A 13,721-nucleotide genomic window follows, 5' to 3' on the forward strand; every position below is an offset into this window, starting at 1 on the left:
CCCATTAAAGTTTAATTTGTCAGGCTCTAATTATACAACTTTTCTGCTTAGCGGTCAAAGCGGAACTTCAACAGGCTTTCTATCAGCCGCCCGACGATATGTTCCTGCATATCTGTGTTGATCTGTCCGTCCATTTTCGCACAAGAGCGGATATATCCGGCATAATGGGATAGGACGGCGGCAACAGCTTCCGGGTCGCCCTCGCTTGCCTTAACGATTGTTTCATAGGGAAGTAGCTGGTTCATAGGACAAGCCCTCCAACTCTGCCCGTAGCCGCCGTAAAATCATCTGAATACGCCGCCCGGTTGTGTTGCCAGCCCGTCCATATCTCCGTCCAATCTCCCTATGCGTCAATCGTTGGAAGTAGTACAAGAAAATGATTTCCTGTTCCATCTGTGATAGTGCGGACAGGGCTGCGGCAAGCTCTGGACTTTCCAAAAGCACCATCTGACCACAGACGAAAAGCGGATAGCTGGTCATGCCGGATTGCTCCGCAAAGTATTTATCTGTGGTACTGAATGGATAGTGTTTTTCTTCTATCAGATATTCAAGCGAGATTTCCCGCTTGCGGCGGCTCCGTATGCTCCGGGCTGCGTCTATGGCAGCGTGGCGAATAACAGTCTTGCAAAAGGCATCGTGTGTATGCCGGATATGTTCTTGATACTTTTCGTGTTCGGTCATGGAAAATCCCCCTTTCTGAATAATGGCAGAGGGCGGCAGCATCTTGTGCTGTCGCCCTCTTGATTACCGAACAGCAAAGACGGGCGGGGCTGTCAACGGCGGCGCATTTGCGCCGTTCATCTTGACCGTTGACAGGCTCGGCTGGGTTTGCTATCTGCTCACGGCAATTCACTCTCATTGATAGGAATTGCTTCAAGGTCCGTATTCAAATTGTTCCAATAAGAGCCAATATCCGCACTTGTGAAATACTTAAAACCGCCTGCTTCTGACTTCAATTCGCCGTTTTTAACTCCATAGCAGGCGTAAATCAAATCGTAGCTTGTTCCATCTGAGAGGTTAAATCTAAAGCTGGTCACATCTGCTCCGGCAGTTTCCTCAGTTGTTTTGTCTTTTAAGGATAAGTCCTTGAACTTATCATACAGGGTCTTTATATCATTTTCAGCAACAACTACTTTCTTTTCTGCTGATGCAGGCACTCCGTCATAGTGGTACATTTCAACGCTTTCGACATCTTCAACCTCAAATGGGAAGTCGATTTTGACAGGCTCATAAGCAATGTTTATAGGTAACAGAAAGAGAGCTGTAAAAATTGCAATGGTACAAAGAGCGATGGAAACGAGAACAGCAATCGTTATCTTTTTCCTGCCCCTCTGCTTTTCTTTTGCCTCATGGCGCATAATAACGCTTTCGCTTTCTTCGTGAAGAACATCTTCGCTCGTGTGAGAAAGCAATTTCTGATAAATTGCGTTACAATCAGCACAGGCGTTCAAATGCTCTTTTACCATCTCTGCGCTTGCTTCGCTGCAAGCACCGTCAACATACAGCGGAAGAATATCTCGAACAATATCGCATTGTTTACTCATGCTTTTCATCCATCCTTTCTTGAATTTTTAGCTTTGCACGATGATAAGTAACTCTCGCCCATGATTCTGTTTTTCCAAAAATTGCAGCGATTTGTGAAAAAGATAGTTCCCCGAATACGCGAAGCTGAAAGACTTCTTTGTATGGTTCTTCCAAACGGTGAAGAACGAGGTGTATGCGGAACGCCATGTCAGAATCTGCAACTGAGTTCTCAACATTTTCATTTGATGGCAAGTCATTGATTTCACTCACATCAGCTACTCGCTGACGGCTTCGCATTTCATCATGGTAAAGATTTTTTGCTATGGAGCAGAGCCATGTCAATTCATCTGACTTACCTTTGAATTGTGATGTTGTAGAAACAGCCTTATAGAATGTGTTCTGCGTGATTTCCTCTGCTATCTCACGATTTTTGGCAAGAGAAATAGTATACGAGTATACCTGTAAATAGTAGGCTTTATAGAGCTTTTCATAGTCCATACTTGTCATCACCTCCTTCAGCTTCATAGGTTAGACGGAGAAATCGGAATTTCGTTACAAAGAAGTTTGAAATTTTTATACCTTTACGCTACTCTTGCTTTCTGCGGACTGTTGGTAGACGCACATTAACGGCAAGCAAAGAGATTGCTGTGTCAGCTTGATATGTTCAAATGCTAATTAAGTATAGCATACAGCTATGAATTTTTCTATTGCGTTCCCCTGACTTCGGAATAGTGGCAGGGCTGGCTATCCATGTCTTGTGCTTCTCTACCGTACATGAGCATTATCACAGCGATTATCACCGCCAGCGCCAGATTATATGCCCCTGCATTTTTCCCGATTGCCCTGGTAAAACTCTCGTCAAATGTGACTGCAAATATCCTGTTGTAGAACAAACAGAAAAACGCTATTACACATATTGACATAACTATACACAGCCACACTTCTCCCATTGTCAATGTAAGTATTGAGGTTGAACCAAACAACGTAGAGCACACATCCCCCGATACATTTGCTGACGTGGAAAATACATTCATTATCAGATAACCTACGGCTAAAGCACCGACAGACATCATGGCTATCGCGGCATCTCCCTTAAGCTTCGCATTTTGTCCCGACATAAGTATGAGAATTGCAGCAGCCACAGTCACCGGCATCACTATTATCGTGTTGTTTGTCAGTTTCAGGACAGATCCTACCGCCATTGCTCCAAATGCAACATGCGAAAGTCCATCGCCGATAAATGAAAATCTTTTCAAAACCAATGTTGCACCGAAAAGTGACGAACACAATGCTATAAGAATACCAACCACAAGAGCATACTTAACAAATGGATACTGCATATAGTAAATTAACTTATCAACAAGCTGCACTCTGTCCACCACCTTTCTCATATTCTACCGAAATGATGTTCCAATATCTGCTGTTCTTATATTCCTCTCTGCTGCCCCAGAACGAGCCCTCATGATTCATATGAAGCACATGTCTGGCGCAATCTATTGCCCTCAGATCATGTGATATCATGATCACTGCCACACCATTTTCATTTAACTGCTGTATCATCTGATAGAACTGTGCCGTTGCGACAGGATCAAGGCCAGTTACCGGTTCATCAAGCAGAAGAAGATTCTCAGTTGCACACAGGGCTCTCGCCAGAAGGACGCGCTGCTGCTGTCCTCCCGACAAATGCCTGTAACATTTCCTGCGTATATCCCATATTCCAAGTCGTTCAAGTTGAGATTGTGCAAGCTGCTTTTCCTTTCTGCCATAAAAAGGACGTGCTCCGCACTTAGGCAGCGTTCCCGACAAAGCCACCTCCCATACAGTCGCAGGGAAATCCTTCTGCACAGGTGTCTGCTGCGGCAGATAGCCTATATCACGCGATGTCAAACCATCGCCAAACTTTATCTCTCCTGAAACCGGTTTCAACAGGCCAAGCAGAGTTTTTACCAAGGTACTCTTTCCCGCTCCGTTCTCTCCAACTATACAGAGATAGTCTCCCTTGTCTATACTGAAATTAAGGCCTGACGCAACTGCACGTCCATCATATCCCACTGCCAGGTCTTTGCACGTTATATATGACATTTGTTTTCTCCTATAAATCTAAATTTGTTTTATTGTTCAGCAATTAATTCAATGCCTGAGAAAGTACGTTCAAGTTATCTTCCATCACGTTCAGATACGTCTCACCATCAGCTACAGTCTTTGCAGTCACAGACTGCATCGAATTCATCGTCAGGATCTCCTGATTTTTCGAATCTGTTGTCTTCTTTATCGACTCTGCTATACTGTGATCCGCACCCTCTATCGTCAGAATAACCGGAAGCTTTAACTCATCCACCTTCTGCGCAAGGAATGTTATTGTCTCAAAACCTGCCTCCGACTCAGCACTGCATCCCACAAATGCAGCATAGTAAGTAAGCCCATAATCATCCGCCATATATCGGAAAGGGAATCTGTCGCCAAACAGAATTGCCTGACGTTTTCCCTTAGAAACTGTTAGTTCGTACCTTCCATCAAGATCATTGAGTTCATCAACGTACTTACCTGCATTCGCCATGTAATCAGATTTATTATCTGGATCAAGCGCCTGGATATTATCCGCCAACACATTCGTCAACGCCACTGCGTTCTTGAGTGAAAGCCATACATGTTCATCATACTCCGGGCCTTCCTCTCCTTCCTCTTCTTCCTCTTCTTCCTCTGCCTGCATGCCTGGAACAACCTCTTCCTCTTTGACTGCAGTTCCCAAAGCGTCAAGCATATTTACAACCTTCATATCCTTATTAGTCGCTTCTTTCAGGGCACTATCCACCCAGCCATCAGACTCACCGCCAACATACACAAACATATCTGCGTCAGCTATCTTTGCTATATCCTCTGCAGTTGGCTGATAACTGTGAAGATCCATCCCCTGATCGAGCAGCATAGTAAGCTGAAACTTGTCGGAATCACCGCCTATAATATTGCGGATCCAGTCATACTGAGGAAAAGTCGTACATACAATGCTGTACGCCGCAGCATTTGCCGTATTTTCAGGCACACTGCCCCCTTTCTGATCAGAATCTGCTGCCGTCATTGATGCTCCGCAGCCACAAAATGCTGAAACAGTAAGTACCGATGCCATAACAAGGCCAAATATTCTATTTTTCATAATGATCAATAAACCTCCGAATTGATTGATAAAATTGACAGGCATATTTTGATGCCTATAATTGGGTAAATTTAATAAACTGCCTCTAGATCAAAAAACACCAATAATAAGTATTCGCCCTTATCTTTAGATGTATTTCCAGACGCAATTCTCAGTCAATATCCGTACTTTAAATCAATTCAGCAATTCCACCTTCAGGGAAACGAGCGTATCGGTACAATACTCGTGGGTATACACCAATACAACTCCAAGTGTGAACACACTTAAGAACGCCAGGAACACTGGCGTAGTTGACATTGTCTTTATATTTGAAAGGAACTGTGCAGCCTGCTGCAAATGCATACATATAGGACATTCCTGCCCCGTACAGTCATGCTCCACATTGCGCGCAATATAGCCGTAAGAGAAAAGTACTCCCGATACAAATAACACTATAAGAATCCATGACATTATTCTCTTTTTACTCATTCTGCACACCTCCTTTTCATTGTAGGAATTTGGGGATATATAGTTTTCGTTGTGACCGTAACGATACAATCCCATCTGTAACAATCACGTTTAGTTTAGACTACAGCGACTCCACAACGTCTCTGACAATCTTTGCAAATACCACATATCGACGATCTGTCACAGTCGATCATAAATCCATACCTCTCCTGAACTCCTTTAGCTATGTGATTCATGGTATCGCGGTCAATATGTATGACTCTTCCGCACTTAACACACTGCATATGAAGGTGTTCGTGACAACTATGATCAGCCTTTTCCATTCTATACATACTTGAACCACCATCAGCACTCTGATACTTTATCAATTTGTCCTGGGTAACCATGCGGTCAAGATTGCGATATACAGTTGTTGTATTCGCATCTATGCCATTCTCATCCAAATACACACTTACATCAGCCGCGCAAAACCCTCTGTCCTGCCTCTCTGCAGCAAATGCCTCTATAGCCTGACTTATTCTCGTTTTATACTCCCTCGCCATAATATTCCTCTTTTTCGAATTTGCAAGTCATTTGCATTTTACTGTATCATAAAGGGCTTTTAACTTTATGTCAACACTTTTTTATCACTTTTCCATCACTACTATCTTGTTTGATATATTGCTGACAAATGGTATTTTGCCAATGACTTTATATACCGGTATGAACTCAGCCATTCCTTCTACAAGACTGTGCTGTTCTATGTATCTGTATTTCGGTATGATCTCCGCCAGCTTCTTTCCATTTGACACGCCCCAGGAAAACCTGGCATAGCTTCCATGGATGGATTTCTCCTTGATATGCTTTGCCATGAACGGAGCCATAGTCTCTACGAGCACCGTAGCATGAGTAAATTTCCTGTCTATTATGTCGAATATTTTCTTCACATCAGCTTCTGTGAGATACATCGTAAGCCCCTCTATGATGACCAGCACAGGTTCACCGGCATACTCTACCATGTCAGCCCATTTGCCGTCCATGGCGGATTCCGCTATCTGGTACACCGGTCCGTCCTCCTGCAGGAACTTTGCCCTTACAGTCATGGTCTCCGGGAGATCAATGTTGTACCAACCTTTATATTTACCCTCATTTCTATAGCAACGGGTATCAAGACCACTGGCGATATTCACAACCACAGCACCCTTATGCTTTTTCAGGTATTCTGATACAAGCTTATCAAGAACTATAGTTCGCGCTATAACTCCGCTTCCCATTGCCAGATCCTTGTCCGCCAGTGAAAAGTCATAATCCAGGCTGTCAACTATCTCTATGGCCTTGCCATCGTATATGACATGATCCGGCTTTCTTGATTCTTTCGCCCTGGCATAGAGTGTCTGGAGCATCGTCTCCGGGACTCCGGTTATGTCTACCTTTGATCTGCTTACTGTATTGTTCTGTGTACTAACCATTTTCTCATTTCCTCCTGCTTTTTAATTGTGTAAACACATGAGAGGCGCTGCGCGCGGCGTTTGCGTGCTTCACAACATGTCGTCAAGCGCAGCTTGATGACCTGCGCGCACATCAGTGCGCTTCCTCTGCCGGAATCCTCCCACTTACGTGGGCCCCTCCTTATGAAATATAACATTTGTCTTGTTTTGTTATGTTCATAAAAATAAGAGGTTCATCATCGATGAACCTCTTTCTTTAAACTCTCTATCAACTTTTCTGTACCGCCTGTGGCATGAATGCCAATCTTTTCTGTCAGATACATTTTCTTCTCCACATCTACATCCTCGTTCAGTATCGCCATGGCTCCTTCAAGCCGCATCTTAGCCAGCACGCGAACCAAAGTCTCATCCGGCTCGCATCCAAGCTGTGACCTGTAATATGCCGCAAATGAATGTCTCATGAACTCCTCAACCCTCTGGTGATAATTCTCATAGCAGCTGCCGTCAGCGCCATGCATGATGATCATTACCTCTTCCCTGTGTGCCAGAAGGAATTGCATCATAATCTTATCTGCATCTACGCCCGTGGCGGGGTTCTCAATCTCCCCCTTCATAAGTTCTCCAAGCATGGCTTCATATTGGTTCACAAGCGGTTCAAGTATCGCCTTAAACAGAGCCTCCTTGCTCTCAAATGAAAAGTAGAAAGCTCCGGTGGTAACTCCAGCACTCTTGCATATCTTTCTGAGGCTTGCCCTCTGGTAACCATTTTCAAGGAATTCCTCTTTGCCGGCTTTTTTAAGTTTTTCTATCGTTTCACTACGCTTGTCGTTTTCCATAACACATGTTATGTTAGCATAAACTAACTAGTCTGGCAACATATTTTTGAAAGTTATCTCTATTTGCCATCCAGGTATCTTCGCACCGTCTCAAGGCCGCCGAGTGGCACGCAGAACTTCTGGTCATGGTTCTTACATGCCTCATAGGTTTCATCCAGATCAAACCAGCTCACGCCGTCCAGCTCTTCCTTCTGGATCGTCAGGTCTGCTATGTCCACCGTTTTCTGATACACGAACACAAATGCCACCTCATTGTCCCTGAACATTTTGCCGTGAAATTCCTTCTCATACCGGATCCTGAATGTTCCCGCGAAATCAAGATCTGCGGCCTCAGCTTTGATGCCAAGCTCCTCTCCGAGTTCCCTGAGTGCCGACTCCATCGGTTCATCGCCTGCCTGTATATGTCCGGCAGAGGAAGTGTCATACCTTCCGGGAAAAGAATCCTTATCCATCGACCTCTTCTGCAGAAGAACCTTATACCTTCCATTCTCTTGCTTCGCTATCCAGATATGGGCAGTCCTGTGACATATGCCTTTTGCATGTGCCTCGCTCCTCTCCACTGTGTCTCCGGTAGGGTTGCCCTGTTCGTCGCATATATCAAAAAGTTCCATTATTTTGTACCGTCCTTCTATTCCTACACCACCAGCCTCGCCTTCGCCCTGCCGGTTCTGTCCTTTTCCACCACGATCTGCTTGTCAATCTTCTCCTTGAGTTCAGTCACGTGCGATATTATTCCCACCAGCTTGCGTCCCTCGGTCACGCTGACCAGCGCTTTGTATGCCTGTGGCAGAGTCTTTTCTGTATCAAGAGATCCAAAGCCCTCATCCACAAACATTGTATCTATCTGTATGCCGCCAGCCGAAGCCTGCACCTCATCGGAGAGTCCAAGTGCAAGGGAGAGTGATGCCATAAATGACTCGCCCCCAGAAAGAGACTTAACGTCTCGTCTGCTGCCGTTGTAATGATCCACAACACAGAGGTCAAGGCCGATCTGGCTTCTCTTGTCACTGCTGTCCGTCACACGCCCCAGCTCATACTGACCATCTGACATCTTCAGGAATCTCAGATTTGCACGCTGAATTATCCTGTCAAAATACGACATCTGTATATACGCCTCAAGGTTTATCTTGTTCTTGCCGGATACATTTCCTGAGGCAGTGTCATAGAGCGACTTCACGCTTACATATTTCTTTTCTTTTGCCGAAAGCTCATCGGACTTTCTGCTTATATTCGCCATCGCCGTTTCATTTGCACGGATGCGGCTGTTTCCATCCTGCATGAGAAGCCTGATCCTTCCCAGTTCATCTCTCACTGCGGTTTTATCTTCCTCAAGCTTAGCAAGTTCGAGCCTCTCTGCTGATTCCAGCGTGTCTGTCAGAGCCTTTATCTGCCCCTCCAGCGTCTTAATATCCTGGATCACAGCATTATATCTCTTCTCAGCGGCGTCAAATGAATTCTGCAGTTTCTTTGCTCTGCCAAGAATCTCGTTCATCTTCGTTTCCGCCTCACTCCGATTCCTGAATCTGAGCCCCGCGGCCAGTTCTGTCGCCTGTTCTCTGTCTGAAACAACCTTTGCCGTGAGCGCCGATATATTTCTCTCAAGCTCCGCCAGCTTCACCTGCATCCCGGCAAATGCTTCTTCCTCCTGAGGAAGTTTTGCAGCAAGCTCATCCCTTCTGCTGACCCTTTTGCGTTCTGCCTCGATCTGTCTGTCTGTATCGGCAATCTTCTCATTGTAATATCCTATATTCTTCTCAACCTTTTCCGGCAGACCGTCTATATCCTCCGGATCGTCAAATTTCCTTCCAGCCTGCTCAATAATGCTGTTTCTGATCTCCATGACGCTGGCAAGCTTTACCTTTGCATCCGTAGCACTGGCATTTGCCCTGTCGCGGGCTTTGTCAGCATCCTTCTTCGCACCATCTAACTGCGCATCTGTCGGAGCCTCCTTTGGCAGCGATGCAAGGAGTTTGTGCTCCGTCGCACCGCACACAGGGCACGCCTGTCCCTCCTTCAGATCCTTTGCAAGGATTCCCGCCTGGGCATTCCTGTAGAGCGTGCTCATATGCTCATACAAATCCTGTTTTCTGGTATACATATCATTATCAAACAGATACTGCTTCTGTACTTTGTCCACCGCCTGTTTTCTTCTGCTGTATTCCATGAGCAGTCTGCTTATGTCATTCAGATAGTCAACAGCGTCAGCCATCTTCTCCCTCAATGCCGTGATTGCAACTATTTTCTCCCCCGCATCCGCAAGCTGTGTCTGCTCCTGCCTCAGCTTTTCTATGCTCTTCTGTTTGTCTGTCACAAGCATTCTGCCCTTCTCTGCCTGTTCATTTTGCCTTTGCAGGAGCTGTTCCTCATCTACAATATTTTTTCGCTTCTCGTCCAGTTTCTCATAGTTTGGAAGCTCATTATTTATAACTGCTGCCTGCATTTGGAGCTCTTCCGTCTCTGGGAGCGCTTCCTTTGTCCTGTTTAACTCTGCCTCAGCAGTAGTTCTGTCATTCTGTACATTTGCAAGCTCCAAATGTGTCTTTTCTAGCTGCACTCTGGCTTTCTCTGTCTGCTGTGCCTTGCCTATCAGCGTGTCAAGTTCCCCGACCCGGGTCTCAAGTGTACCGATCTGCTTTTCATATGAATCTGTTCTTGCCTTCTCCGTTACAATAAGCTTTCCGATGAGTGTGATCACCTCATCAATTGGCATCTGGCCGTCCTTTGCTTTCTGGACACTGATCCCCAGCGGGTCATCCTCTCCGAAGACTATCCCGGATATATACTGCTCTATACTCTTCTTCATATCGTCCCGTTCACTCTGAAGCTTTCTCGTCTCATCCTGAAGACGCTTCTGCAGAACAAAATACCTTGATGTGTGAAAAAGCTTGCTGAATATCTTCTGTCTGTCCCCGGACTCCGCCACCAACAGTTTCTTGAACTCACCCTGGGCAAGCATGGATATCTGCGAAAACTGCTCTCTGTCCACACCCAACAATTCCTGAAGATATGAATTTACCTTCGTTCTGTTGGAGATGACCGAGTCATCCGGCAGATACAGTTCTGCAGCCGCATCCTGCAGGGTAGTTCCCTCACCTTTTTTCTTACGTCTCTCATAGGAAGGATTTCTTTTAACTCTGTAAGTCTTCCCCATATGATCAAATGTCAGTTCAACGTAGGTATCTGTGTCCACATCGGCATACGTTGATCTCATCATCCTCGCATCACGGCTCGCTCCGCTCGGCTCATCATACAGCGCATAACAGATGGCATCGAATATCGTGGTCTTTCCCGCACCTGTATCCCCAGTCACAAGATACAAGCCTTCAGCCCCAAGCTGGGCCATGTCAAGCATCTGGACTCCCGCATATGGCCCAAATGCCGACATCGTAAGATTTATGGGTCTCATCACCAGGCCTCCTTTCACAATGTATCGCCCCTCTCGCCTCCGCGAGCGGGGCAGGTCGTCGGAGCGCATTTGAGTTATTCGCTTCGCTCATAAGCGCTCCTCCTTCCATATAGAGTCTATAATATCCTGAACAAAACTCCTCTGTTCATCGCTCATTTCCTTGTTGTTCTGCTTCTCATACAACTCTCCAAACAGATCTATAGGCTTTTTCCCTTCAAGCACAGCGCCATCGTCTATCGTCTGTGTCACACGGGTTCGGGTGTTGTCGTATCCAAGCTTCATCACATTTGGATAGACCGTTCTGAGTTTTCCCAAAGCATCCGGCACGTCATCCTCGTCCGTGAGAACCACATACAGATAATCATCCACAGCCGTCCCCTCATAGTTTCGCCTGTCCATCAGCTCGTCAAATGTTCCCTTTACCTCGCGCAGCTCATGCATCGGAACAAGCGGAACAGTCCTTATCTCTATTTTCTTGTTCTCAGGGATGTCAACAACTGTCACCGATTTGGTGTGGTTAGCCTCCGAAAGTGAATACTTAAGCGGTGTTCCACAGTATCTGACAGTCTCCCTGCCCACCTTCTGCGGCCCATGTATATGCCCCAGCGCCACATAGTCAAATGAGTCAAATACCGACACATCCACATTGTCCAGACCGCCCACATTCTCCTCCGACTCCGAGCGCACAGCCCCGGTCACGAACTGGTGGGCCACAAGGATATTTGTAACCTTCTCATCAACATCCATGTGCTCCACCGCCACACGGCAGGCATCCGTGTAATCCTTTATATAATCCGCCTCATCAGGGAATACCGCTCTGACCATTGCCGGCTTCACAAATGGCAGCATGTATATGTTCGCCATCTGTCCTTTTCCATCCTCCAGCTTATATGGTCTGACCAGCCCATCTCCCATCATGGCTATCTGTGCCGAATCATATACCGGCGATATATGGATTCCACTGAGATCAATCAGACTTGATGCAAATGCCAGCTTGGCCGCCGAATCATGGTTGCCGCTGATGATATATACTTGCAGCTTTCTCTTTGCAAGCGAAGTCAGGAAGCTGTCCAGCAGTTTCACCGCCTCCTCGCTCGGCACAGACTTATCATATACATCCCCGGCTATGATGACTCCATCCGGCTGCTCATCATCGATGATGCCCAATATTTCTTTTAATATATACTCCTGATCCTCCAACATAGAAAATTCATTTACACGCTTTCCTATGTGAAGATCAGATAAATGGATCAAACGCATATGTACTTCCCCTTTCTTACTCTCCCGGCTTTTTCCCATATTGATTGGCACTTAGTCCTACAATTATTCATCTTTTGCCTTTTTTAAATGTTTTTTTAATTGTTCTTTCAACAAAAATACAGGCAGGTATGTAAGACTAAAATCAAGCAACGCAGTCAGCATCAGCCATTTATTCGGTGAGAAATAACCTGCTATCAAAAAGAATACAAAAGCTGCTCCAGGCACTCCTGAAACATGATGTCCCAGTTTCCTACTTTCAAGAGGTGCCCCAATGTAGGTAATGATCCAGCACAACACTCCTATCATCCAAAAGACACCATCTATTACCCACATTACAATTGGATAATGTTCATACAAGCTACTCATATGTCCCCCCCTTTAAGCAAAACATTCGTTGAAATGATTATAACATCACCGACAATATATCCCAATTATGTTTATCTTAATTTCGTTGATTTCGGTTTCTCCGCTACATGAAATACCATATTCGTCATATACTATGTAATATAGCACTAGTTTTCATCGGAGAACGCTCTATGGCAACTACTAACAAACTCAATTTTTTTCGTTTTTTCTTCATATCGATCCTCGGAGTGCTGCTGCATTTCACCTACGAGTGGTCAAATGACAATCCCGCTGTCGGACTATTCTCGGCAGTGAACGAGTCAACCTGGGAACACCTGAAACTTATATTCTTTCCAATGCTCCTGCTGACAATGATGGAATTTCTCTGGGCTCATATAAAAGATAAGCCCCTGCCGGAACATTATCTTCCAGCAAGGACTGTCGGTATCCTGTCAGGTATGGCATTCATTGTGGTTGGTTTCTACACTCTAAACGGTGTACTGGGCAGGAATTATGAATTTCTGAATATCGCACTTTATTTTGCTGGGGTTGTATATGCATTGCGCACCGAAAACAGATTAGAATCCAGGCAAATGTGCATAAACGACTACGTTTCCATGACTATCCTGGCAATTCTCGCGGTTGCATTCTTTGCATTTACCAACTATCCGCCTGAACTGGGGATATTTGCGGTTCCTACAACAGATTAACCACACACATCAGAAGCACCACCTGCATTACAAGTATAAGTGGCACTCCAACCGAGAAATAATTCTTCCTTATCTTGTGCCTGAACACCACCATTCCAAGCAGAGCACCGATACTTCCACCGGCAAATGCCATGCCGAGCAGGACAGCTATAGGTATCCTGTATCCGCCCTTGACCGCTCTATATTTGTCAATTCCGAACATGACAAATGTTACAACACTCATTGCCGCAACGAACCAAAGTGTCCATCTGTATTCCACAAACACATTCCAGAATGCAAAGTTCCATTTGCCCGCAGGTCTAAGCTTCCAAGTCATGAACACCGCAAGCTCTATCACACACACGCACACTGTGAACACTCTCAGCATCATATTCGTCTTGGATGCAGTCCTGTCACACAACGCAAATGCTATTATCATGCCAGGGGCACCACCGGCAATGGCTATGATCCCCAGCAGAACACTGAGCGCCTTATGGCTTGTTCTCCTGCGTCTCGCAGCCGTCACTCCATCAAGGACAGCTCCTAGTATATTTATACATATCAGATATATGATCAACTTATCCATTATATATACCCACCTTGTCTACTGACATTGTATACATAGTTCCACTCTCC

Annotated in this window: 16 protein-coding genes and 1 pseudogene; 1 reads left to right on the plus strand and 16 read right to left on the minus strand. The window is 45.5% G+C overall.

What is annotated here, in order from left to right; genetic code table 11:
- Positions 1-47: 47 nt before the first annotated feature.
- The 15 genes and pseudogenes from ABUA31_RS06265 to ABUA31_RS06335 form a co-directional block, all read right to left on the minus strand.
- Positions 48-245, minus strand: coding sequence for a helix-turn-helix domain-containing protein (locus tag ABUA31_RS06265; RefSeq protein ID WP_004853580.1), 198 nt, complete (start codon positions 243-245; stop codon positions 48-50).
- Entirely contained in the window at positions 223-681 is a 459-nt protein-coding gene (locus ABUA31_RS06270; RefSeq protein WP_023921375.1) for an RNA polymerase sigma factor, read from the minus strand. Before ABUA31_RS06270 ends, ABUA31_RS06265 begins: the two co-directional genes overlap by 23 nt.
- Before the next feature lie 158 nt (positions 682-839).
- Entirely contained in the window at positions 840-1,544 is a 705-nt protein-coding gene (locus tag ABUA31_RS06275) for a zf-HC2 domain-containing protein (RefSeq protein WP_009259848.1), read from the minus strand.
- Positions 1,537-2,022, minus strand: coding sequence for an RNA polymerase sigma factor (locus ABUA31_RS06280; protein ID WP_008818014.1), 486 nt, complete (start codon positions 2,020-2,022; stop codon positions 1,537-1,539). Before ABUA31_RS06280 ends, ABUA31_RS06275 begins: the two co-directional genes overlap by 8 nt.
- Positions 2,023-2,297: 275 nt before the next feature.
- Positions 2,298-2,915, minus strand: a pseudogene (locus ABUA31_RS06285) (metal ABC transporter permease); the annotation flags it as partial.
- Positions 2,881-3,606, minus strand: coding sequence for a metal ABC transporter ATP-binding protein (locus ABUA31_RS06290; RefSeq protein ID WP_015534694.1), 726 nt, complete (start codon positions 3,604-3,606; stop codon positions 2,881-2,883). The gene ABUA31_RS06290 and the pseudogene ABUA31_RS06285, both read right to left, overlap by 35 nt.
- Before the next feature lie 43 nt (positions 3,607-3,649).
- Positions 3,650-4,675, minus strand: a complete 1,026-nt coding sequence (locus ABUA31_RS06295; RefSeq protein ID WP_015534693.1) for a metal ABC transporter substrate-binding protein — start codon at positions 4,673-4,675, stop codon at positions 3,650-3,652.
- 174 nt (positions 4,676-4,849) lie between these two features.
- Positions 4,850-5,143 (minus strand): hypothetical protein, encoded by a 294-nt coding sequence (locus tag ABUA31_RS06300; RefSeq protein WP_349818955.1) that lies wholly within the window; start codon positions 5,141-5,143, stop codon positions 4,850-4,852.
- 95 nt (positions 5,144-5,238) lie between these two features.
- Entirely contained in the window at positions 5,239-5,664 is a 426-nt protein-coding gene (locus tag ABUA31_RS06305) for a Fur family transcriptional regulator (protein ID WP_015534691.1), read from the minus strand.
- An 84-nt stretch (positions 5,665-5,748) separates the two neighbouring features.
- Positions 5,749-6,570: a class I SAM-dependent methyltransferase gene (locus ABUA31_RS06310; RefSeq protein WP_349818956.1), complete on the minus strand. Its 822-nt coding sequence runs from the start codon at positions 6,568-6,570 to the stop codon at positions 5,749-5,751.
- Between the two features lie 215 nt (positions 6,571-6,785).
- On the minus strand, positions 6,786-7,385 hold the full coding sequence (locus tag ABUA31_RS06315) for a TetR family transcriptional regulator (protein WP_015534689.1): 600 nt from the start codon (positions 7,383-7,385) through the stop codon (positions 6,786-6,788).
- A 59-nt stretch (positions 7,386-7,444) separates the two neighbouring features.
- Positions 7,445-7,996 carry an NUDIX hydrolase gene (locus ABUA31_RS06320; RefSeq protein ID WP_349818957.1) on the minus strand — a complete coding sequence of 184 codons (552 nt, stop codon included), beginning with the start codon at positions 7,994-7,996 and terminating at the stop codon, positions 7,445-7,447.
- Positions 7,997-8,019: 23 nt separating this feature from the next.
- The gene (locus ABUA31_RS06325) at positions 8,020-10,791 is read right to left on the minus strand and encodes an AAA family ATPase (protein WP_349818958.1); all 2,772 of its coding nucleotides are present in this window, start codon (positions 10,789-10,791) and stop codon (positions 8,020-8,022) included.
- A gap of 87 nt (positions 10,792-10,878) precedes the next feature.
- The gene (locus ABUA31_RS06330; RefSeq protein ID WP_015534685.1) at positions 10,879-12,051 is read right to left on the minus strand and encodes an exonuclease SbcCD subunit D; all 1,173 of its coding nucleotides are present in this window, start codon (positions 12,049-12,051) and stop codon (positions 10,879-10,881) included.
- 63 nt (positions 12,052-12,114) lie between these two features.
- Positions 12,115-12,417, minus strand: a complete 303-nt coding sequence (locus ABUA31_RS06335) for a hypothetical protein (protein ID WP_349818959.1) — start codon at positions 12,415-12,417, stop codon at positions 12,115-12,117.
- 170 nt (positions 12,418-12,587) lie between these two features.
- Between ABUA31_RS06335 and ABUA31_RS06340 the strand changes: the two genes are divergently transcribed.
- Positions 12,588-13,106: a DUF6512 family protein gene (locus ABUA31_RS06340; protein WP_349818960.1), complete on the plus strand. Its 519-nt coding sequence runs from the start codon at positions 12,588-12,590 to the stop codon at positions 13,104-13,106.
- On the opposite strand, the gene ABUA31_RS06345 is transcribed toward ABUA31_RS06340, so the two are convergent.
- Complete coding sequence (locus ABUA31_RS06345) at positions 13,093-13,671, minus strand: DUF1294 domain-containing protein (protein ID WP_349818961.1); 579 nt, start codon at positions 13,669-13,671, stop codon at positions 13,093-13,095. The two genes, ABUA31_RS06340 and ABUA31_RS06345, sit on opposite strands and share 14 nt — an antisense overlap.
- Between the last annotated feature and the right edge of the window lie 50 nt (positions 13,672-13,721).

It is taken from the genome of Coprococcus sp. RTP31081st1_H1_RTP31081_211007, from assembly GCF_040227275.1.
GTDB classification, from domain to species: Bacteria; Bacillota; Clostridia; order Lachnospirales; family Lachnospiraceae; genus Coprococcus; species Coprococcus aceti.

Coding starts and splice junctions, on each gene's coding strand:
- ABUA31_RS06290 (WP_015534694.1), bottom strand. CDS start 3,606: ATGTCATATATAACGTGCAAAGACCTGGCAGTGGGATATGATGGACGT.
- ABUA31_RS06300 (WP_349818955.1), bottom strand. CDS start 5,143: ATGAGTAAAAAGAGAATAATGTCATGGATTCTTATAGTGTTATTTGTA.
- ABUA31_RS06275 (WP_009259848.1), bottom strand. CDS start 1,544: ATGAGTAAACAATGCGATATTGTTCGAGATATTCTTCCGCTGTATGTT.
- ABUA31_RS06280 (WP_008818014.1), bottom strand. CDS start 2,022: ATGGACTATGAAAAGCTCTATAAAGCCTACTATTTACAGGTATACTCG.
- ABUA31_RS06270 (WP_023921375.1), bottom strand. CDS start 681: ATGACCGAACACGAAAAGTATCAAGAACATATCCGGCATACACACGAT.
- ABUA31_RS06335 (WP_349818959.1), bottom strand. CDS start 12,417: ATGAGTAGCTTGTATGAACATTATCCAATTGTAATGTGGGTAATAGAT.
- ABUA31_RS06295 (WP_015534693.1), bottom strand. CDS start 4,675: ATGAAAAATAGAATATTTGGCCTTGTTATGGCATCGGTACTTACTGTT.
- ABUA31_RS06330 (WP_015534685.1), bottom strand. CDS start 12,051: ATGCGTTTGATCCATTTATCTGATCTTCACATAGGAAAGCGTGTAAAT.
- ABUA31_RS06310 (WP_349818956.1), bottom strand. CDS start 6,570: ATGGTTAGTACACAGAACAATACAGTAAGCAGATCAAAGGTAGACATA.
- ABUA31_RS06305 (WP_015534691.1), bottom strand. CDS start 5,664: ATGGCGAGGGAGTATAAAACGAGAATAAGTCAGGCTATAGAGGCATTT.
- ABUA31_RS06345 (WP_349818961.1), bottom strand. CDS start 13,671: ATGGATAAGTTGATCATATATCTGATATGTATAAATATACTAGGAGCT.
- ABUA31_RS06265 (WP_004853580.1), bottom strand. CDS start 245: ATGAACCAGCTACTTCCCTATGAAACAATCGTTAAGGCAAGCGAGGGC.
- ABUA31_RS06315 (WP_015534689.1), bottom strand. CDS start 7,385: ATGGAAAACGACAAGCGTAGTGAAACGATAGAAAAACTTAAAAAAGCC.
- ABUA31_RS06320 (WP_349818957.1), bottom strand. CDS start 7,996: ATGGAACTTTTTGATATATGCGACGAACAGGGCAACCCTACCGGAGAC.
- ABUA31_RS06340 (WP_349818960.1), top strand. CDS start 12,588: ATGGCAACTACTAACAAACTCAATTTTTTTCGTTTTTTCTTCATATCG.
- ABUA31_RS06325 (WP_349818958.1), bottom strand. CDS start 10,791: ATGAGACCCATAAATCTTACGATGTCGGCATTTGGGCCATATGCGGGA.